The following is a 20,526-nucleotide window of genomic DNA, read 5'->3' as shown; positions in this document are numbered from 1 at the left end:
ATGTTCTCAAAATCAGGTTTATCATAGCGTTATTGCACTCAATAATTAGTGTAAGTTGATGCCCATTCCATTAAGTAATAGCTGACTGCTATCTTGTTAAAGAGCTTAATGGAGTTGGTATGAGCAATTTATAAAATTGACTAACAAATGGATTAATTATGAATAAAGTAACAATGGCCGCTGCAAGTATTGCACTTGCGCTTGGCTTAGTGGGTTGTGGCGAAAAACAACAAGAAACCCAAGTAGCCGACACTCAAGCAGCAACAGCACCGGCAGAGAAACCGTTAGAGCTAGGTATTGAATTGGCTAATATGGACAGCTCAGTTCGCCCGCAGGATGACTTTTACTACCATGTAAATGGCACTTGGTTAGCAACAACCGAAATTCCAGGTGACAAGTCTAACTATGGTTCTTTTTCGCAATTATATGATGAGTCGCAAAAAGCGATGAAAACGGCGCTTGAGAACGCCGCGGCCAATAAGTCGGCTGAAAAAGGCAGCGACGAGTATAAAATTGGCGCGTTTTATAAAAGCTATATGAATAAAAACGCCCGTAATGAGCTAGGTGTTACACCGCTGCAACCGTCGCTAGATAGTATTGATAGTGTGGAATCTAAGTCTGATCTAATTAGCCTTATGGCGTCTATTCAACAGCAAGGCGGCACTTTACCGTTTGGTTGGTTTATCAATAACGATGCTAAAAATTCAAGCGAATATGCTTTGTATTTATCTCAATCTGGCTTGGGTTTACCTGATCGCGATTACTACTTAAAAGACGATGAGAAGTTTACTAAAATTCGCGCCTCTTATGAGCAATACATAACTGATGTATTAGCTAAAGCGGGTGTCAAAGAGGCCGCACAAGCAGCAGCAAGCGTACTTGCCTTTGAAAAAAACATTGCTGATGCGCAGTGGAGCCGTGTACAAAGCCGTGATGCAACTAAGTCATACAATAAAATGACCCTAGCAGAGGCTGATAAACTTGCTGGAGAGCTTGATTTATCGACGTTTTTTAAAGAGGCAGGTGTAAACACCGCTGATATTATTGTGCGCCAACCAAGCTTTTTAGAAGCGCTGGGTGGTATTTATCAAAACACCGACTTAGCAACCTGGAAAAACTACCTTAAGTTTCATTTTGTTAGTGGCTATGCGCAGCTATTAAATGATGATTTGGTTGACCTTAAATTTAACTTTTACAGTACGACATTACGTGGTGTAGAAGAGCAAGCACCACTTTGGAAAAAAGCCGTAGATGCGTCTAACAGTGTGTTAGGTGAAATTTTAGGTAAAGTGTACGTTAAAGACAATTTTCCGCCTGAAGCTAAAGCACGTATGGAAGAGCTAGTTGATAACGTAATTAAAGGTTACAGTGTTGCAATTGAAGGTCTTGATTGGATGGGACCTGAAACAAAAATTGCAGCACAGGAAAAACTAGACAAATTTATTCCTAAAATTGGCTACCCAGATAAGTGGAAGGATTACTCTGAGCTTGAAATTAATTCAGACGAGCTAGTAGGTAACTACATCCGTTACAGCCAATGGGCGTATAAAGACATGATTGCCAAATTAGGCAAACCTGTTGACCGTTCAGAATGGTACATGACACCGCAAACAGTGAATGCCTACTACAACCCGGTAAACAACGAAATTGTATTCCCTGCTGCTATTTTACAACCGCCATTCTTTAACTTAGAAGCGGATGATGCGGTAAACTATGGTGCTATTGGTGCGGTAATTGGACACGAACTTGGTCACGGTTTTGACGACCAAGGTTCTAAATACGACGGCGATGGTAATTTACGTAACTGGTGGACTGAAAGCGACCTTAAACAGTTTGAGGAGCGTTCAGGTGCGTTAGTTGAGCAATTTAACAAGTACAAACCGTTTGACGATGCGAATGTAAATGGTGAGCTTACGCTTGGCGAAAATATTGGTGACCTAGGTGGGTTAACAGTCGCATATAAGGCATATCAGCTATCATTAGGTGATAATAAAGCGCCAGTTATTGATGGTTACACAGGCGATCAACGCTTCTTTATGGGGTGGTCGCAAATTTGGCGTCGTAACTACCGCGATGAAGAATTACGTAACCGTTTAATGACCGACTCGCATTCACCAAGCCATTATCGTGTAATTGGTATTTTGTCTAATATGCCAGAGTTTTACGAAGCGTTTGATGTAAAAGAAGGCGACAAAATGTATATCAAACCAGAAGACCGTGTAAAAATTTGGTAATCAGATAATGTTATACCAATCCGCAATAATACTTGATTATTTTTAGGGGCTAAAAGTGTCGTTATCTGCGTTAAAAAATTCTCATTTAGAATAACTAAATAACGAATTTTTTGCCTAGCTATCAACACGTTTATCTATCCTCAAAATAGATCACTTAATTAAGCAGATTGGTATTAGTTAACTAAAAACCAGTTAATAAAAAAGCCAGTAAGTTTAACTTACTGGCTTTTTTGATACGAAATTTTAAACGCTTACTTTATTGTTTCATTAGGGTTTCGTACATCCATGCTTCGTTAACTAAAATGTTTTTATATAAAGCGAGTTGGTTTTGAGTGCGTACTAAATTGTGTTCGGGGTATGCGGTTTTAAAGTACACGTCGTTATTTAAGTAATCTGTTAAAAAGCGCACACTGAGCATCAGGGGCATTATTTTAGCACCTAAAAGTAAACTGCGCTGTTCTTGTTTACTCAATATTGGTTTGAGTGGTGCTAAGTAACCTTTAACGAGTGCTTCAAAAACCTCTTTTCTAATAACAACCTTATCAAGACGTGTCGAATCCTCTGCTTCTGCACAGCAAAATGTACGTACCATATCGCCAAAATCGTGTAATAAAAAACCAGGCATGCAGGTGTCTAAATCAATAACAGCTTTCGCTTTATGAGTTTTACTGCAGTAGAGCATATTATTGATTTTAGTGTCGTTGTGGCAAACTCGAATAGGTAAATGCTGAGTTATAGCTTTAAGTTCATTCACTAAGTGTTGTTGCGATAAGCAAAATTCAATGTCTTTTTTACAGCGGTTAAGCCTGCTTTCATCACTATGCGTCATTGCTGTTTTTAGCTGCTCAAAGCGCATAGCCAAATTATGAAAATCATCAATCACAGTATGCAGTGTGGCAGTGTCAAAATCGTGTAAGGCACTTGCAAAAGTACCAAAGGCCAAAGCAGCTTGATGCGCTTGCTCTGGGTTTTTAACAACATCCTCGCTGTAACTGTGCTCAATATAGTTAAGTACGCGATATGGCTCTTCATTAAGTATGGTTAAATACTCGTTGTTGCCTGTGTTAATGTGTTTAACAATATCGAGCGGATAGTTTTTTTGCTTCTGCTTAGTATTTAGGTGTTGCTCAATAAATTGTGCGTTACTGACAATTTGAGCTGGGTACTTAAATACATGAGTGTTAAGTTTTTGCACAATAAATCGCTGATCAAAATGTGTTAGTAGCCATGTGCTATTGATATGGCCGCTGCTGATGGTACTCAACTGAGTTGCTTCAGGGTTGAGTTTTAGCAGTTTACTCAACGTATTTTGTACAGTGTTATTCATTGTAACTCACTTAATCAAGCGTATCGAGATTGCAGTTTTTCAATTATTTCAGCATTAGCGGCAGGGAAGTCATAGTGAGTTAACTCACTAATATTTACCCATTCACTAGGTTGCCCTTCAGCGCCATGCGCTTCACCGCTAAAGTTACTGACAACGTGAATATCGAGTTTTACGCATTTGTCGCCATAATCATGTTCGATCACCATGAGCTGGCTAGAGCTGTGAATAGTAATACCTACTTCTTCAGCCAACTCACGTTTAAGCGCTGCAAATACACTTTCATTCGCTTCAACTTTACCACCAGGAAACTCCCATAAGCCACCTTGATGTTGGTCATCGGCACGTTTGCAGATAAATATTGCATTATTTTTTTTAATTACACCAACGGCTACATTTACTATTTTTATTGTCATATTTTTATCCCATAAAAAAAGCGACGCAAGCGCCGCTTTTTAATTACTTACAATGCGTGGTTATTTTAATTTACCACAACATTGCTTGAATTTTTGACCTGAACCACAAGGACACGGATCGTTACGACCAACTTTTGGCTCTGTTCTGGCCATTACCGTCGCACTTGGAGGTGCTTCGCCGCCTACATGCTCAGCTTCTTCATGTTGGTACTCGCGAGGGGCATTTTCACTCTTACGGTGTTGCTCTTCTACTTTTTCAACATCTTCTTCTGCACGTACTTGTACTTTACTTAAAATGCTAACTACATCAACTTTTAAGTTTTCAAGCATTTCAGAGAACAGTTCAAACGACTCGCGTTTGTACTCTTGCTTTGGATTCTTTTGCGCGTAGCCACGTAAGTGAATACCTTGGCGTAAATGATCCATCGCCGCAAGATGATCTTTCCAATGTTGGTCAAGACTTTGAAGCATAATTGCTTTTTCGAATTGACGTAGAACTGAATCACCAACTTGCTGCTCTTTTTGCTTGTAAGCTTGATCAACAGCTTCTTCAATACGCTCACGAAGTTTTTCTTCGTATAGTTTATTGTCGTCTGCTAACCATTGAGTAATTGGTAGCTCAATTAAGAAGTCTTGTTTTAAGCGCTCTTCAAGACCTGGTACATCCCACATTTCTGCAAGGCTTTGTGGAGCAATGTATTGATCTATTGTATTGCTTAGTACGTCACCACGAATTGCAGTGATAGTTTCTGAAATATCACCTTCTTCAAGTAATTCATTACGCTGAGAGTAAACAACACGACGTTGATCGTTTGCTACGTCATCGTATTCAAGTAGCTGTTTACGAACATCAAAGTTACGTGCTTCTACTTTACGCTGTGCATTTTCAATTGCGCGGTTAACCCATGGGTGTTCAATTGCTTCACCGCGTTGCATACCTAGTTTACGCATCATGTTAGTCATGCGCTCGCCGGCAAATATACGCATAAGCGCATCGTCCATCGAAAGGTAAAAACGGCTAGAACCAGCATCACCTTGACGGCCAGAACGACCACGTAATTGGTTATCTATACGGCGCGATTCATGGCGCTCAGTACCAATAATGTGCAAACCGCCAGCATCAATAACTGCATCGTGGCGAAGTTTCCATGCTGCTTTAATTTCAGCAATTTTTTCATCAGTTGGATTATCAAGTTTTTCAACTTCGCTATTCCAGTTACCACCTAGCACAATATCGGTACCACGACCGGCCATGTTAGTTGCAATGGTAACAGTACCAGGTAAACCTGCATCTGAGACGATATCAGCTTCTTGTGCGTGGAATTTAGCATTAAGTACATTGTGCTTAATTTTTTCTTTGCGTAAAAACTGTGATAAGTACTCGGAGCTTTCAATTGAGATAGTACCTACTAGTACAGGCTGTCCGCGTTCTTGACAGTCTTTAATATCAACTAAAATAGCTTCGTACTTTTCTTCTTGCGTTAGGTAAACTAAATCAGCGCGATCATCGCGGATCATTGGCTTATTAGTTGGCATAACAACGGTATCTAGGCCATAAATTGACTGAAACTCAAATGCTTCTGTGTCGGCAGTACCGGTCATACCCGCTAATGTTTCGTACAAACGGAAGTAGTTTTGGAACGTAATAGACGCCAATGTTTGGTTTTCGTTTTGAATTTTAACACCTTCTTTAGCTTCCACAGCTTGGTGTAAACCTTCAGACCAACGACGACCTTCCATTGAGCGACCAGTATGCTCGTCAATGATGATAACTTCGTTTTCTTTAACAACGTAATCAACATCTTTTTGATATAATTTGTGCGCGCGAAGTGCAGCATATACATGGCTTAACAAGGTAATACTTGCGGCAGAGTACAGCGAATCGCCTTCTTCAATTAAGCCGCGCTCGCTAAGTAAATCTTCTACTTTAACTTGGCCGCGCTCAGTTAAATGAACTTGCTTAGACTTTTCATCGATTGTGTAATCGCCGTCACCTTCAACACCTTCCTCGTCTTCTTTTTCTTGTAATTCAAGTAAAGGAACGATGGTATTTATTTCAGTGTATAGCTGTGAGCTGTCCTCGGCTGGACCTGAGATGATAAGCGGTGTACGCGCTTCATCAATTAGGATTGAATCAACTTCATCGACTACAGCGTAAAATAATGGACGCTGAACGCGCTCATCAATACTAAATGCCATGTTGTCACGAAGGTAATCAAAACCAAACTCGTTGTTTGTACCGTAGGTAATGTCAGCAGCATACGCTTGCTTTTTTTGTTGTGGCATCATGCCAGGCACATTGCAGCCAACCGTTAGGCCTAAAAATTCAAATAACGGACGGTTAGTTTCAGCATCGCGTTTTGCAAGATAGTCATTCACGGTAATAACGTGAACCCCTTTACCTGTTAAGCCATTTAAGTAAGCAGGTAAGGTTGCAGTAAGTGTTTTACCTTCACCGGTACGCATTTCTGCAATACGGCCTTCGTGTAAAACCATGCCGCCTAGTAACTGTACGTCAAAGTGGCGCATGCCATTAACGCGTTTAGATGCTTCACGAACTACTGCAAATGCTTCAGGTAGAATATCGTCAAGGCTTTGTCCGTTATCGTAACGTTCTCTGAATTCTGCTGTTTTAGCGCGTAAATCTTCATCAGAAAGGGCTTCTAACTGCGTTTCTAGCGCATTGATTAGCGCGACCGTCTTTCTAAAGTTTTTAATAGTGCGGTCGTTGCGACTACCAAAAATCTTGGTAAATAAATTAGATATCATGATAAAACCGTTACAATCAATTCGTTGTTAGCCGCGTATCGGCTAACCCATTTTTAACAATTGGTAATTAATATGTGCTTTTAAGTAACACTTAGTACATATTAATTAGCAATTTTGTATTAAACCATTCAAAAAGCACTGTTTATTACGTGCGCTACTATACCAGACTCTGCCAAACAACAAACTATCTCAGCCAAAAGATCTGTATATAAAATAGAAAAATTTGATCTGCATTCTAAAAAAGCCGTGGTATTAACTCATTACTATAAAAATAGTAATGAGCTATGAATATATGGTGCTTAAAAAATTAAAAACAAGGGGGGCGTTACATTTGTGAACTTTAGAAAATTATGCTCAGATAACAGCATTAAACAATGGTGCGCTTAACGCGAAGGTGTGTTTCAACATGCAAAATAAGGTGAATAAATTAGTTGTATTGGGTGCTGGCTGGTTAGGTCATGCGCTATGTGTTAATGCACAACAGGCAGGTTGGAAGGTGCAGGGTACTCGTCGGTCAAATACACGAGAATTTGATTTTGAGCGCCAGTTTAAATTAGAAGGTAATCAGCTAATACATCAGGTTGATTTAGACAATGCGTTTTGGGTCTGTGCTATTCCACCACGAAGTCGTCATAGCGAGAGTAATTACCCAGAAACACTTACTGCAGCCTTGGCGTTGTCTAAAAAGTTAAATGCAAAAGGGTTTTTATTATGTTCATCCACAGGGGTTTACGACCAAGAACCCGGTGTATACAGTGAAAGTAGCGATATTGCTTGCGCCAATCCAAGGCAAACAAAATTATATCAGGCCGAAGAGCAAGTCCTTGAGCAAAACGGCAAGGTACTGCGTTTAGCAGGATTACTTGGCCCAAACAGAGAGCCGGGTAAGTTTGTTGCGGGTAAAGAGCTTAATACTTCAAGTCAGCAAGTGGTTAACATGGTGCATCAGCAAGATGTAATAAATGCTATTTTTGCGGTAATAGCGCATTGGCAAGTAGGACAAAATATTTACAATATCGTTAACCCCGAGCACCCAACAAAAGCCGATTACTATGCATTAAAGTGTAAGCAGAATGGTGGCGAAATGCCAAAATTTACGAGCGATGAAAAAGCTGAGCGCAAGGTTATTGGCTCAGCGATAGAGGCGTTAGACTTTACTTACCAGTACGGTATTTAACACTTATTTTAATAAGAAGGGAGTGGGTTGTGGTCAATAAAGTCGCACAATTTACCTTCGCTCAATAGGGCGTTAGTTTGTTCTATATCGGGTGCAAAATAGCGATCTTTATCGTAGTAGGTCACGTATTCGCGCAGTAAATTTTTTGCCTTTAATACTTTTTCACACGGGCTTAGCGGTTTTCTAAATTCTAAGCCCTGTACTGATGCAAGCCACTCTATAGCCAAAACACCTTGTGTATTATTTGCCATCTCTTGTAACCGCCTCGCGGCAAACGTAGCCATTGAAACGTGATCTTCTTGGTTGGCAGATGTTGGTAAGCTATCTACAGACGCGGGATGCGCAAGCGATTTATTTTCAGATGCCAATGCTGCTGCTGTTACTTGAGCAATCATAAAGCCAGAGTTTACGCCACCGTTTTCAACTAAAAAGGGCGGTAATTTTGATAAGTTAGAATCAATAAGTAGAGCAATTCTGCGCTCTGCTAAAGCGCCAATTTCAGCAATTGCAACAGCGAGGTTGTCGGCGGCCATAGCGACAGGTTCAGCGTGAAAGTTTCCGCCAGAAATAATATCGCCTACATCGGCAAATACGAGTGGGTTGTCGGTTACACCATTTGATTCGCACAGCAATACATCAGCAGCTTGGCGTATTTGTGTTAAACACGCACCCAATACTTGAGGTTGGCAACGTAAACAATAAGGGTCTTGTACTTTTTCGCAGTTTACATGGGAGTCGCTAATTTGTGATTGAGTATCAAGCAAATCTCTAAACACTTGTGCGGTATCTATTTGACCACGTTGCCCACGAATTTCGTGAATACGTGAGTCAAAGGGAGCGCGGCTCCCCATTGCTGCTTCAATACTTATAGAGCCTATTACACAGCTTTGCGCATATAAATCTTCTGCTCTAAATAACCCCTGTAATGCAAAAGCGGTAGACGCTTGAGTACCGTTAAGCAGCGCTAAACCTTCTTTTGCTGCAAGCGTAAGCGGTTCAAGCCCTGCTATTTTCAAACCTTCAGCCGCACTGATTATTTTACCCTGATGGCGCATCTGGCCTTCGCTTAGCAAGGGTAAGCACATATGTGCAAGTGGAGCTAAATCACCCGAAGCGCCAACAGAGCCTTTTTTAGGAACGCATGGGTAAACTTCACTATTTAGCAACTGTATAAAAAACTCGATGACTTGTAAGCGAATGCCAGAAAAGCCACGAGAAAGTGAGTTGATTTTTAGTGTAATCATCAATCTTACTGTGCTGTCGTCCATGTACTCGCCAATGCCAGCGGCATGAGAAAGCACAATTGAACGCTGAAGTAGCTCAAGCTCGTCATCGGCAATTTTGGTATTAGCAAGCAGGCCAAACCCGGTGTTAATCCCATACACTGTGCGTTGCTCATTAATGACATTTTGAACGGTTTGTGCGCTGGCAGCGATTTGAGATTCGGCATTTTTTTCAAGGTTTATTTTTACACTTGATGCATTAATCTTTCTTAGACTATTTAAATCAAGTGAGCCGGGTGTGAGAGTTAGTTCGACCATGATTATTCCTCGTTCAGCATTGGTAAGTCTAGGTTTTGCTCTTTGGCACAGTTTTTTGCGATGTCGTAACCGGCATCTGCATGGCGCATTACACCGGTAGCGGGGTCATTCCAAAGCACGCGACCAACACGTGCTTTCGCTTCGTCTGTACCATCGGCAACAATAACAACACCTGAGTGTTGGCTAAAGCCCATTCCTACACCACCGCCATGGTGAAGTGATACCCACGTAGCACCGCTTGCAGTGTTAAGCAACGCATTAAGCAATGGCCAATCAGAGACGGCATCTGAACCATCTTTCATGCTTTCTGTTTCACGATTAGGGCTTGCTACTGAGCCAGAATCAAGATGATCACGGCCAATAACAATAGGTGCTTTAAGCTCACCATTTTTTACCATTTCATTAAATGCCAGTGCTAGGCGTGCTCTGTCTTTTAAACCCACCCAGCATATACGAGCCGGTAGGCCTTGGAATTGAATGCGTTCGCGCGCCATATCAAGCCAATTGTGCAAATGCGCATCATCAGGGATTAGTTCTTTTACTTTAGCATCTGTTTTATAAATATCTTCTGGATCGCCCGATAAAGCGACCCATCGAAACGGGCCAATACCTTGGCAAAATAATGGGCGGATATAAGCTGGAACAAAGCCAGGGAAATCAAATGCGTTTGTAACACCTTCTTCAAATGCCATTTGGCGGATATTATTACCGTAGTCAGTGGTTGCTGCGCCTGCTTTTTGTAGGGCTAACATGGCATTAACTTGTACAGCCATTGATTGTTTGGCTGCTTTTACAACCGCTTTTGGATTTTGTTCACGCATTTTTGCGGCGTGCTCCATAGTCCAACCTTGTGGTAAGTAACCATTAAGTGGGTCGTGTGCTGATGTTTGGTCAGTCACTATATCGGGTGTAATGCCACTGCTTACAAGTGTGCTAAATATATCTGCAGCGTTGCCCAGCAAGCCAACCGAAATTGCTTTGTCGTTAACGCATGCGTCAGTAATTAACTGCAGTGCATGTTCAAGATTTGTGGCTTTTACATCAACGTAGCCAGTTTTAATGCGAAAATCGATGCGGCTTTCGTCACACTCAACAACTAAGGCGCAAAAGCCCGCCATAGTTGCCGCCAGTGGCTGCGCGCCGCCCATGCCACCAAGGCCACCTGTTAACACCCATTTACCTTTAGCTTGACCATTAAAGTGTTGTTTAGCCATGGCTACAAATGTTTCGTATGTGCCTTGTACAATGCCCTGAGAGCCAATATAAATCCAAGAGCCAGCCGTCATTTGGCCATACATCATTAAACCTTTTTTATCTAGCTCGTTGAAGTGCTCCCAGTTAGCCCAGTGGGGTACCAAGTTTGAATTTGCAATTAAAACGCGAGGAGCATTGCTGTGTGTTTTAAATACGCCAACAGGTTTACCTGACTGAACAAGCAATGTTTCGTCATCATTTAATCGGTCTAGGGTTGCTATTATTTTATCAAAACTTGGCCAATCACGTGCCGCTCTACCAATACCACCATAAACAACTAATGCGTGAGGATGCTCTGCAACCTCAGGGTCTAAATTGTTCATGAGCATGCGTTTTGCCGCTTCAGTTTGCCAGCTTTTTGCGCTTATCATATCGCCATGCGGTGCACGTATTACGCGACTTGTGTCGAGTCGGTTAGTCATGTGTTGCTCCTGTTGTATATACAAGGTGATTTGTCACAAAAAAAGCGCATGATGCGCAATCTTGTTTATCTTATTTTTTAAACGTTAAGTGTCCGCCCAAGCGGTATTTGCTACCAGGCGATACAAGTCGTGCAAAACTTACAATACCGTTAACTGACCATGTTCTGCGAATAACTTGCAGGCAAGGCTCTTCGTTATATAGGTTTAACCATTGGCACATTTCGTTGTTGGGCATAATGGCTTCTACTGTGTGTCTAGCTTGAGTAAGAGGTGCAACACTTGAAAGATACTCATGAGGAGTCGTTGCACTAAAATCTTGTTGTAAATAGCCGCTAGCAAGCGCAGGGTTTACAAAGCGTTCTTCAAGCTGTATTGGACTGTCGTTTTCGTTATGAACCAGTACGCTTCGGTACACGACGCTATCTACTTCTACTCCTAGTGCGATAGCAATAGGGGCCACCGCGTTTATTGATTCAAGTATAAGCACGCTACAGGTGTAGTTGCCGTTACGTTCTTTAACTTCATCGGCAATATTTTTAATTTCAAGTAATGAAGACTGCGACTTAAACGAAGCAACAAATGTTCCAAGGCCTTGGCTACGCGTAAGTATTCCAGCTTCTGTTAATTCGCTAAGTGCGCGGCGAGCAGTCATTCTGCTAACGCTAAATTGTGTGCTTAGCTCGTTTTCAGAGGGAACGCGTTGGTTTTCTTGCCACAAACCGCTGCGAATTTTATCAACAATAAATTGTTTTATTTGCGCAAATTTAGGTGTTGTCATTAACTGGGTAGCTGCATTAGGAGTAATTTATATTAAATAAGATGACACAATCCTCTTGTATATACAAGATGTGTTGTTAGACTATATTTCAATCATGTCAGGGTATGTATGGACTGCAATATGCAAAACACTCAACAAAATAATAACTTAGAAAATATAGATTTACTTTTAATCGATGCAAATATTGCCACAATGGATCCTACTAGAGATACACCTTATGGGATTATCGAAAATGCAGCGTTAGCCATTAAAAACGGAGAAATCGTGTGGCTAGGTGAGCAAGCATCGTTACCGCCATTTGACGCTTTTGCAACGCCAACTTTGAGCATAAAAGGGCAATGGCTAACACCTGGTTTAATAGATTGCCATACACATTTGGTATTTGCTGGTTCTCGTGCGCAAGAATTTGAGCAGCGATTACAAGGCGTAAGCTATGAACAAATTGCAGCGCAAGGCGGAGGCATTGCAAGTACAGTAAAAGCAACCAGAGCTGCAGATAGAGAGCAACTATTTGTTGATGCCAAAGACAGGCTCAATACACTGTTAAAAGAAGGCGTAACAACAGTTGAAATTAAGTCGGGTTATGGGCTTGATACCGAAAACGAAATTAAACTATTAGAAGTGGCAAGACTACTGGGTGAGCATCACCCTATTGATATAAAAACAACATTTTTAGGCGCTCATGCATTACCCAAGGAATACAAAGGCTGTGCAGATGAATATATTGATTTGGTGTGCAACGAGATGCTTGAGCAAGTCGTTGCAGGTGGCCTTGCCGACGCCGTTGATGTGTTTTGCGAAAATGTAGGGTTTAGTTATGAGCAAACTAAGCGCGTATTTGCGGCGGCGGCTAAACATAATTTGCCAGTAAAATGCCATGCAGAGCAGTTATCTAATCAGCATGGTGCTGAGCTGGTGGCCGAATTTAATGGGTTATCTGCAGATCATATAGAGTATCTTGATGAACAAGGTGTAGAAGCCATGGCAAAGGCCGGCACTGTGGCTGTGCTTTTACCGGGGGCATTTTATTTTTTAAGAGAAACTAAACAGCCCCCCATAGAGCTACTTAATCAATATAAGGTGCCAATTGCGATTGCGAGCGACTTTAATCCAGGTACTTCACCGCTGTGTTCGGTGCAATTAATGATGAATATGGCATGTACACTCTTTAGATTAACACCAGAGCAAGCACTGGCAGGTGTTACCAGTAACGCAGCTAAAGCTCTGGGATTAAATGATAGAGGAGTGTTAAAAGTGGGAGCCAGAGCCGACATTGCACATTGGCAAATAAGCCACCCATCGCAATTAAGTTACCAATTCGGCGTAAATAAACTGTCAAATTTATGGATTTTGGGTAAACTTAATTAGTTTGTATTATTTTTGTTCATATTTAACATGTTGTTGTTAAAGTTTTTTTACGAATACGAGTGCCGTTAACTTGAATATATTAACCGACAGTAATTTTCCGATTTTTTTTAGTGGAGCGCTTTTAATGGCGATGATCACCACTTTATTTTCGGTTAAAAATACCAACATTAAATTTAGTTATTTATGCACAGGTGTTGTAGGTTTAGCTATTTTAAGTAGCGGTGAAGCATGGTTATCTATTTTATTGGCCTTTGGTTTTTGTTTTCATTTATGGCAATCATTCGAACGTAATAATTGGAGTATGATTATTACCAGCTCTGCCGCGGGACTGTTGTTTGTGGTGTTGTTTTCAGCACATTTGTTATTGGATGTGCCGTTATTTTGGGTTGTACTAGCTATATTACTGTGTGCTGTAGTTGGTTTGCTAAATGATGAAAGTGACGAGCCCAAGGTTAGCATGGCCCCAAAGCAGGTCGACGACGCCTTTGTAGAAGAGTCACCCCTTTCAGTATTTGCTAGCAAAAAAGAGTTACGTCAAGGTTACTATGTTTGGTGTGATGATACTCAAGTTGAAGCCGTGCTTATTATTATTCGACTTGAAGGCTTTGAGCAAGTTAATCAGCATATAGGGCGTGGCTTTGGCGATATTTTATTAGCGCAATCAGCAAATAGAATACAAGAACAATTAGAAAGCGAAGAAGTGATTACTTTAGTGGGTAATGAAAAACTTGCTCATTTAGGTGGATTAAATTTTGCGTTTATTTGCAGCTTAGCTAATCACAAGCATTTACACGAACAAATTATTGATACCATACTCGGTGCAACACTTAAGCCTTTTAATGTCGCCAATTGTACGGTTGAAGTGAAAGCGCGAGCAAGCTACGTTGCCTGTAATGAGCAAGATACTAACTTTGACGATTTAATTTCTTATGCCTACTTAGCCCTTGATAGCCAGCCTACTCAAAAAGTGGTGCCTTATCACCAGCAAATGATGATTGAGCAATTAGAACAGCAAGCGCGCTTAAAAGAGCTTGCTAACATTGACTTTGCAAGCGAGCTTGAGTTGTATTTTCAACCGGTTATTTGTAATAAAAATGGTCAAATTGAATTTTTAGAATTGTTATTGCGTTGGCAGCATCCTAAACAAGGGATTTTATCTGCTAATCGTTTTATTGATGATATTAGAATTGCAGGGCTTGGTTACCCACTTGCTAAGTTTGTTATAGAACGGGCTGCAGAACTTGCTATGGCACTTAGAATGGAAGGCATAGCTATACCGCTAAGCATTAACGTATTTGGCCCAGAAATGCTTAATGAAGAGTTTGTTGAGTTTGTTGATAATGTAATAACAGAGCACAACTTACAAATGGGGGATTTAATTGTTGAGTGTCCATTACATATATTTACGGGGCTCGATGATAAAGGCAGAGCGATGATCGCAAGGCTGAACAATATTGGCTTAAAGCTTTGTGTTGATGGCTTAGGTGATAACCCTGTACTGCTTTCTAAGTTACCTAGCTTAGCAGTGGAATATATAAAAGTAGCGCCGTCATTAACGGCTGATTTTAGCAACCAAAATAATATCCGCAGTTTAGTTGGCGGTATGGTTGAAATGCATAATCAGCAAAAAACAAAAGTCATTTTTGAAGGGGTGGAAACCCTTGAGCAACTTAAATTTGTTAAAAGTTTAAATGCCTATGCTGCCCAAGGTTATTACTTTGGGCATCCGCTTAGTAGCATAGGCTTAATGAGCTGGTTAAAAGAGTGGCAACAAGCACAAGGTTAATTAAAGTGAGCGCAAAGGACTTCGTTTTGCGCTACCTTACTGACGTTTCAAGGTTGTAATACAGGAGAGTAATGCTGCTAAGGTTACATTATCTATTAATTTATAGCCTCACATCACGATCAAATTTATTTGAATGAGCCCTCGCTTTCTTTTGCCAGTAAATAGCTATTTACCAATGCACTGATCACTTGTCCTACATGCGCTGCGCCTATTTCAGGTCCGTTTGGGTGTTGGCTTGGTGATGCCTCACATAAGTGTAAGTATTTAGCGTTTCGGTTACTTGCTGCTTTATATATAAAATGTTCAGTGTCGCTGACACTAAACCCACAGCACGTATAGGCACTTACAGGCATAAATGTAATGCTGTCTAGATCTACTTCAATGCCTAGGGGTAATGAATCAAAACCGTTAATAGCCTTATCAATAGACTGAGTAAGCGTTATGTCGCGTTTTACTTTGAGTGACTGGTAGCTATCAAACGTGAAGTTTGCCTGCGTCATGGCATCAATAATTGCTTGGTTATTTTTCTGCTCGTGTAGGCCAATAACATGGTAATTATTGAGTAGCTTCTCGTTATAAGCATATCGAAACCCATTGCCACTGTGGCGCCCTTCGCATTCTCTAAAGTCAGCATGAGGGTCAAAGTTTATTGCATTAACTGGTGTATGCTGTGAACCACTAAATGCACGAATAATCCCTAAGCAGTTATTATGCCCGCCACCAATCACAATTGGTTCAAGACCCGCTTTAAATATTAGATTTAATACACTTTCTACGCGCTCATCTAACTGTTGGCATAGCAAACGTAATTGCTGAAGTTGTTCAGGGCTTTTGTTGTTTAATTGGTTACTTTGCGCCAATAGGTCATCAACGTGGACTTCGCCAAGTAACAACACTTTTTGAGTGGCAATAAATTGATTATGGGGTTGGTTTAAAAACTTAGATAAAAAAGCAGGCCAGGCTTCACTTGCTCCACCATTGCCTAAATTTGCTTTAGGGCCAATGTCTTCACATATGCCTAAAAGTACATAGCGCATACCAAACTCAGCGGCATCAACAAGGGCTTGTTGAACATCTACGTGAGTGTCGAGTAAAGACATGGCTTGCCATGCTTTTTTTTCGTTTGCGCGGGTAGAGCATAAGGCTTTAACCGCGCTTTCATCATATACTTTTAACTGAGTGGTCACGTTATACTTCTACAACTTCCAACTCAAGTTCCTCAGCAGATAACACAATACCCGTGCTGTCGGCATAGATGAAGTCGTCATCGAAAAACGACACACCAGCAAAGTTAACACCAATGCCATTTTCGCCAGCGCCTTCGCTGTCGGCAGCCACAGGGATTGATGCTATGGCTTGAATACCTACATCAAGCTCTTCTAGCTCATCTACATGGCGGACAGCTCCGTACACAACAATGCCATTCCAATTGTTTTCAAACGCTAGTTCAGCAAGTTCAATATCAATAAGTGCGCGGCGAGTAGAGCCACCACCGTCAATTAATAGCACTTGTTCTGTACCGTCTTGAGATAGTATTTCGCGGATCAGTTCATTATTTTCAAAACATTTAACCGTTTTAATGCGGCCACCAAAACTGTGTCGACCACCAAAGTTGATGAACATTGGTTCTAGCACGTCAACCACGTCAGCAAAGTGGTCACATAAATCAGAAGTGCTGTAATCCATTATTTTATCCTCAAAAGGTACATTAATTTATAACTCAGTATACCTGCCTTATAACCAATAACAACGACTTAATCGTAGTAAATTTAAGCAAAACAAGGAGTAAATCAAGAATGGCAACAATAGTGTCTTAAAAGCGTCACTCAATTGTTATTTACAACACCTAAGCTAAATCAGTGTTCATATATTATGCGATGAGGAATAAGCAATGGGAAATAATAATATACTTAAAAAAGTAGCTCAGTTTGACGAGCGATTATTTTTAACTTTGTTTAATTGTAACTCACCTAAGTGGCTAAAAAAAATGGCGTTTGGATTATCTAAAAGTGGTGACGGCGGATTGTATTTAGTTATATGTGCAGGTGTGTGGTGGCTTAGTAAAAACGAGCTGCACCAGCTACTACCAATTGCAATAATGCTTGGCTTTATTATTGAGCGGCCTATTTACTTTTTAGCTAAAAAGTATTTTGCACGAATAAGGCCATGCGATTGTTTAGTAACCAATGCTTATATAGTACCGAGTGACAAATTTAGCTTACCGTCAGGTCACAGTGCTGCCGCTTTTTTAGTTGCTATTATTTTGTGTCACTTTTTCCCTCAGTATGTATGGCTATTTTTAGGCTGGGCTGGTGGTGTGGCAATATCGAGAGTGGTATTGGGGGTCCATTATCCTGCTGATATTATTATTGGTGCACTGATAGGTAGTTCATGTGGGTTATTTGCATTGGCACTAGTGGTGCCAGCATGAAAATATTATACGGTATTCAAGGTACTGGGAATGGCCATATAACACGGGCCCGTGTTATGGCTAGCTGCTTTAAAAAACTAAATATTGACGTTGATTATGTTTTTTCAGGACGTGCAAATAAAGATTACTTTGATATGCACGACTTTGCGAACTATAAAAGCTTTAGAGGGCTGTCGTTTAATACTAAAAACGGGCAAGTAAAAAGCCTTCAAACCGTTAAAAATGCGCGTATTTGTAAGTTAGTAAAAGACATTAAATCGTTCGATGTAAAGCAGTATGACTTTGTGCTTAATGATTTCGAGCCAATTACTGCATGGGCAGCTAAACGAGCCGGTGTTCCTGTGGTTGGTATCAGTCACCAGGCGGCTTTTTTATCTAACAGTGTTCCTATGTTTAGCCGAGGTATTTTACGTAAGTCGTTAATAAAATATTATGCACCTGCTGATACGTACTTAGGGGTTCATTGGCAGCCATTTGCTGAAAACATTATTCCACCATTTATTGCACATCATGAACATAGTAATCCTGTTGCGATTATTAACAAAGTGTTGGTGTACTTACCCTTTGAAAACCTTGCTAGCATTATTGACTACCTAAAGGACTTTCCCGAAAAAGAGTTTTATTGTTATCACCCCGATGCGCAAAATAGATCGCTGGGTAATATACATTTACGTTCGCCTTCAAGATCTGACTTTTTAAATGATTTAGCCAATACAAGCGGCGTGATTGGTAATGCCGGGTTTGAACTTGCCAGTGAGGCATTAAAGTTGGGTAAAAAGTTATTACTAAAGCCGTTAGATGGCCAGTTTGAACAAAGTGAAAATGCACAAACATTACTCACTATGGGAATGGCTCATGTAATGAATTACTTAAATCCACAAGCATTAGATGACTGGAATAATGCACCTCAAAACAGGCAAATTAATTACCCTAGCGACCCTGAACCACTTGTAGATTGGTTATTACAAAAACAGTGGCATAAAACTCAATTACTACACAGAGGTTTATGGGGCAGTGTTAATTTGTAATGCCATATACTCTTCAGGTATGACCAGTTTGCAAAAAGCTAAAAAAAATAAAAGCAGATTAAGACATTAGTCTATAATAAGGTTGCATATTAACCAAAGGTGTTTGAAATGAGTTTTTTAGAAAATTTAACGATTAAGAGGCGATTGCAACTTAATGCTTTGGTAGTTGGTTTAGCAATGGTTATTCTATTATGTGTAACTATTTTTGAGGGAAAGGAAAATCTTAAATTAAATCAGACTATACAGCTAGCGAAAGAGCTGAATATTCAGCAATTAGAGTTAAGAAAGCATGAAAAAAACTTTTTGTTTTACAAAACAGAGAGCTCTTTAGAGTCGTTCGAAAAAGAGTATGCAGTCCTGGATACAAAGTTAGCTGAATTACAGGCTTTAATGTCTAGTTTAAATATTGATACTCAAAAAGCAGCGCAATTAAAAAGCTTAGTTGCTAAATATAATAGCGATTTTAATAACGTAGTCTCTCTTCAAAGAAAAATAGGCTTAAATCCCAAAGATGCTCTTTATGGTGAACTAAGAAGTGCAGTGCATAAAGTAGAAACCTTGCTTAACGAGCAGCAAAGCGATGAGTTGCTAGTACTTATGTTGCAATTAAGACGTGCTGAAAAGGATTTTATGCTGCGTTTAGATATCAAGTATCTCCCACGTTTTGACGACACAATTACTAAGCTTGAACAAAGCCTTTCTCGTTCAACAATAGACTCAAACACCAAATCACAGCTCAATAGCTTAATTGCTACTTATCAAAATTCTTTTCAGGCGCTGGTAAAAGCCCAAGTTGAATTAGGGGTAAACTTAGAGTCAGGAGCTCTTGGTAAAATGCGAGAAAGCGTGTCAAAAAGTGACACTGTGGTTGGCCAAATTGTTGAGGAAACAGTAACTCATGTCAAAAACAGCGTAAGTGAGGCACAGTTTTTGGCAATTACTATTTTCGTTATTGCAGGCGTTATTGTTTTAGTATTGGTTTATTTTACTAGCCATTCTATTATTGTGCCTATTGAACGCGTTTATCACAGCATAAATGACATTAGGCGCAATAACGACTTAAGCGTAATGATAGAGCAAACGGGTAAAGATGAAATCACCATCATGACCACAGACTTTAATAGTTTAATAGGTGATTTTAAAAACCTGATTTATGAAGTTAATGGCGCATTAAACACACTCAATGTAGCAACAGATCATTTATCTGAGAGCACAGCAGCCACAAGCTCAGGTATGCAAGAGCAATTACACGAAGCTGACATGGTTGCTACCGCAGCAACAGAAATGCAAGCGACTATTCAGGATATTTCACACAACACTGAAGCGGCGGCTAAAAAAGCGGAGTCTACAAACTTGAGTGCTCAACAAGGCCGCAGCGAAGTTGAATCAACCGTTAACCATATCAGAGAATTGTCTGGATCTTTAGGCAGTGCATCTGATGTGGTGTCTCAACTAGAAAAAGACGGTGAAACGATTGGCTCGGTGCTTGATGTTATTCGTGGTATTGCTGAACAAACTAATTTACTTGCGCTTAATGCTGCAATTGAAGCAGCTCGTGCTGGTGAGCAAGGTCGTGGCTTTGCGGTGGTTGCTGATGAAGTGCGCTCATTAGCCCAGCGTACGCAAGAGTCTACTAGTGAAATAGAAGGGATTATTAATACCCTACAGCAACGTACTCAGGAAGTTGTAAGCATTATGCACCAATGTCGCTCACAAGGTGATGAAAGTGCATCCCAGGCAATTAAAGCGGGCGAGTTGTTGGGTGCTATTACTGAAGATGTACAAACCATTATGGAAATGAGTACACAAATTGCCGTTGCTATTGATGAGCAAAGCCAAGTTGCATCAGAGGTTAATAAAAACGTGGTACGTATTAGAGATATTGCACAAGATGCATCAGAGCATGCATCGCGTAACGCACAAACTAGTGAAGAGGTATCTGAGCAAGGTCGCGTACTATATGCTGCGATAGATAAATTTAAAGTCTAAATTTATTAA

At 40.5% G+C, this 20,526-nt stretch carries 15 protein-coding genes; 7 read left to right on the top strand and 8 right to left on the bottom strand.

Annotated features, from left to right (window positions below; all coding sequences use genetic code 11):
* Positions 1 to 158 precede the first annotated feature (158 nt).
* Entirely contained in the window at positions 159 to 2,234 is a 2,076-nt protein-coding gene (locus MTF67_RS03740; RefSeq protein WP_039036245.1) for a M13-type metalloendopeptidase, read from the top strand.
* 256 nt (positions 2,235 to 2,490) lie between these two features.
* On the opposite strand, the gene MTF67_RS03735 is transcribed toward MTF67_RS03740, so the two are convergent.
* From MTF67_RS03735 to secA, 3 genes are read right to left on the bottom strand one after another with little or no spacing between them, the layout of a single operon-like run.
* On the bottom strand, positions 2,491 to 3,561 hold the full coding sequence (locus MTF67_RS03735; protein WP_039036246.1) for an aminoglycoside phosphotransferase family protein: 1,071 nt from the start codon (positions 3,559 to 3,561) through the stop codon (positions 2,491 to 2,493).
* Positions 3,562 to 3,575: 14 nt separating this feature from the next.
* Positions 3,576 to 3,974 carry an 8-oxo-dGTP diphosphatase MutT gene (gene mutT, locus MTF67_RS03730; RefSeq protein WP_039036247.1) on the bottom strand — a complete coding sequence of 133 codons (399 nt, stop codon included), beginning with the start codon at positions 3,972 to 3,974 and terminating at the stop codon, positions 3,576 to 3,578.
* A 60-nt stretch (positions 3,975 to 4,034) separates the two neighbouring features.
* Positions 4,035 to 6,743: a preprotein translocase subunit SecA gene (secA, locus tag MTF67_RS03725; RefSeq protein WP_039036248.1), complete on the bottom strand. Its 2,709-nt coding sequence runs from the start codon at positions 6,741 to 6,743 to the stop codon at positions 4,035 to 4,037.
* Positions 6,744 to 7,149: 406 nt separating this feature from the next.
* Here secA and MTF67_RS03720 point away from each other — a divergent pair, with 406 nt between their 5' ends.
* Positions 7,150 to 7,920 (top strand): NADP-binding protein, encoded by a 771-nt coding sequence (locus MTF67_RS03720; protein ID WP_039036249.1) that lies wholly within the window; start codon positions 7,150 to 7,152, stop codon positions 7,918 to 7,920.
* Positions 7,921 to 7,928: 8 nt separating this feature from the next.
* Here the strand turns inward: MTF67_RS03720 and hutH are convergent, their stop codons facing one another.
* The 3 genes from hutH to hutC form a co-directional block, all read right to left on the bottom strand.
* Positions 7,929 to 9,461 carry a histidine ammonia-lyase gene (gene hutH, locus MTF67_RS03715; protein WP_039036250.1) on the bottom strand — a complete coding sequence of 511 codons (1,533 nt, stop codon included), beginning with the start codon at positions 9,459 to 9,461 and terminating at the stop codon, positions 7,929 to 7,931.
* Positions 9,462 to 9,463: 2 nt separating this feature from the next.
* On the bottom strand, positions 9,464 to 11,137 hold the full coding sequence (gene hutU / locus MTF67_RS03710) for a urocanate hydratase (RefSeq protein ID WP_006793078.1): 1,674 nt from the start codon (positions 11,135 to 11,137) through the stop codon (positions 9,464 to 9,466).
* A 70-nt stretch (positions 11,138 to 11,207) separates the two neighbouring features.
* Positions 11,208 to 11,915 (bottom strand): histidine utilization repressor, encoded by a 708-nt coding sequence (hutC, locus tag MTF67_RS03705; RefSeq protein ID WP_039036251.1) that lies wholly within the window; start codon positions 11,913 to 11,915, stop codon positions 11,208 to 11,210.
* Positions 11,916 to 12,035: 120 nt separating this feature from the next.
* Between hutC and hutI the strand changes: the two genes are divergently transcribed.
* Together hutI and MTF67_RS03695 are read left to right on the top strand one after the other, a co-directional pair.
* A complete protein-coding gene (gene hutI / locus MTF67_RS03700; RefSeq protein WP_039036252.1) occupies positions 12,036 to 13,283 on the top strand; it encodes an imidazolonepropionase in 1,248 nt (415 codons plus the stop codon).
* Positions 13,284 to 13,407: 124 nt separating this feature from the next.
* Positions 13,408 to 15,069: a GGDEF domain-containing phosphodiesterase gene (locus tag MTF67_RS03695; RefSeq protein WP_248518715.1), complete on the top strand. Its 1,662-nt coding sequence runs from the start codon at positions 13,408 to 13,410 to the stop codon at positions 15,067 to 15,069.
* 125 nt (positions 15,070 to 15,194) lie between these two features.
* Here MTF67_RS03695 and MTF67_RS03690 read toward each other — a convergent pair whose 3' ends face one another.
* Both MTF67_RS03690 and rraA read right to left on the bottom strand, forming a co-directional pair.
* Positions 15,195 to 16,256: a formimidoylglutamase gene (locus MTF67_RS03690; RefSeq protein WP_248518714.1), complete on the bottom strand. Its 1,062-nt coding sequence runs from the start codon at positions 16,254 to 16,256 to the stop codon at positions 15,195 to 15,197.
* A 1-nt stretch (position 16,257) separates the two neighbouring features.
* Positions 16,258 to 16,755: a ribonuclease E activity regulator RraA gene (gene rraA / locus MTF67_RS03685; RefSeq protein ID WP_006793083.1), complete on the bottom strand. Its 498-nt coding sequence runs from the start codon at positions 16,753 to 16,755 to the stop codon at positions 16,258 to 16,260.
* A 205-nt stretch (positions 16,756 to 16,960) separates the two neighbouring features.
* Here rraA and MTF67_RS03680 point away from each other — a divergent pair, with 205 nt between their 5' ends.
* The 3 genes from MTF67_RS03680 to MTF67_RS03670 all read left to right on the top strand — a co-directional run bounded on the left by MTF67_RS03680 (position 16,961) and on the right by MTF67_RS03670 (position 20,517).
* Positions 16,961 to 17,500, top strand: coding sequence for a phosphatase PAP2 family protein (locus MTF67_RS03680; RefSeq protein WP_006793084.1), 540 nt, complete (start codon positions 16,961 to 16,963; stop codon positions 17,498 to 17,500).
* Positions 17,497 to 18,528, top strand: a complete 1,032-nt coding sequence (locus MTF67_RS03675; RefSeq protein WP_006793085.1) for an MJ1255/VC2487 family glycosyltransferase — start codon at positions 17,497 to 17,499, stop codon at positions 18,526 to 18,528. The genes MTF67_RS03680 and MTF67_RS03675 overlap by 4 nt, the downstream gene beginning before the upstream one ends.
* 108 nt (positions 18,529 to 18,636) lie before the next feature.
* Positions 18,637 to 20,517: a methyl-accepting chemotaxis protein gene (locus MTF67_RS03670; protein ID WP_248518713.1), complete on the top strand. Its 1,881-nt coding sequence runs from the start codon at positions 18,637 to 18,639 to the stop codon at positions 20,515 to 20,517.
* Positions 20,518 to 20,526: the final 9 nt, after the last annotated feature.

It is taken from the genome of Pseudoalteromonas sp. 2CM32C (assembly GCF_023161925.1).
GTDB lineage: Bacteria > Pseudomonadota > Gammaproteobacteria > Enterobacterales > Alteromonadaceae > Pseudoalteromonas > Pseudoalteromonas marina.
Note: the sequence above shows the minus strand (reverse complement) of the source record. Positions and strands in the feature narration are given on the sequence as shown.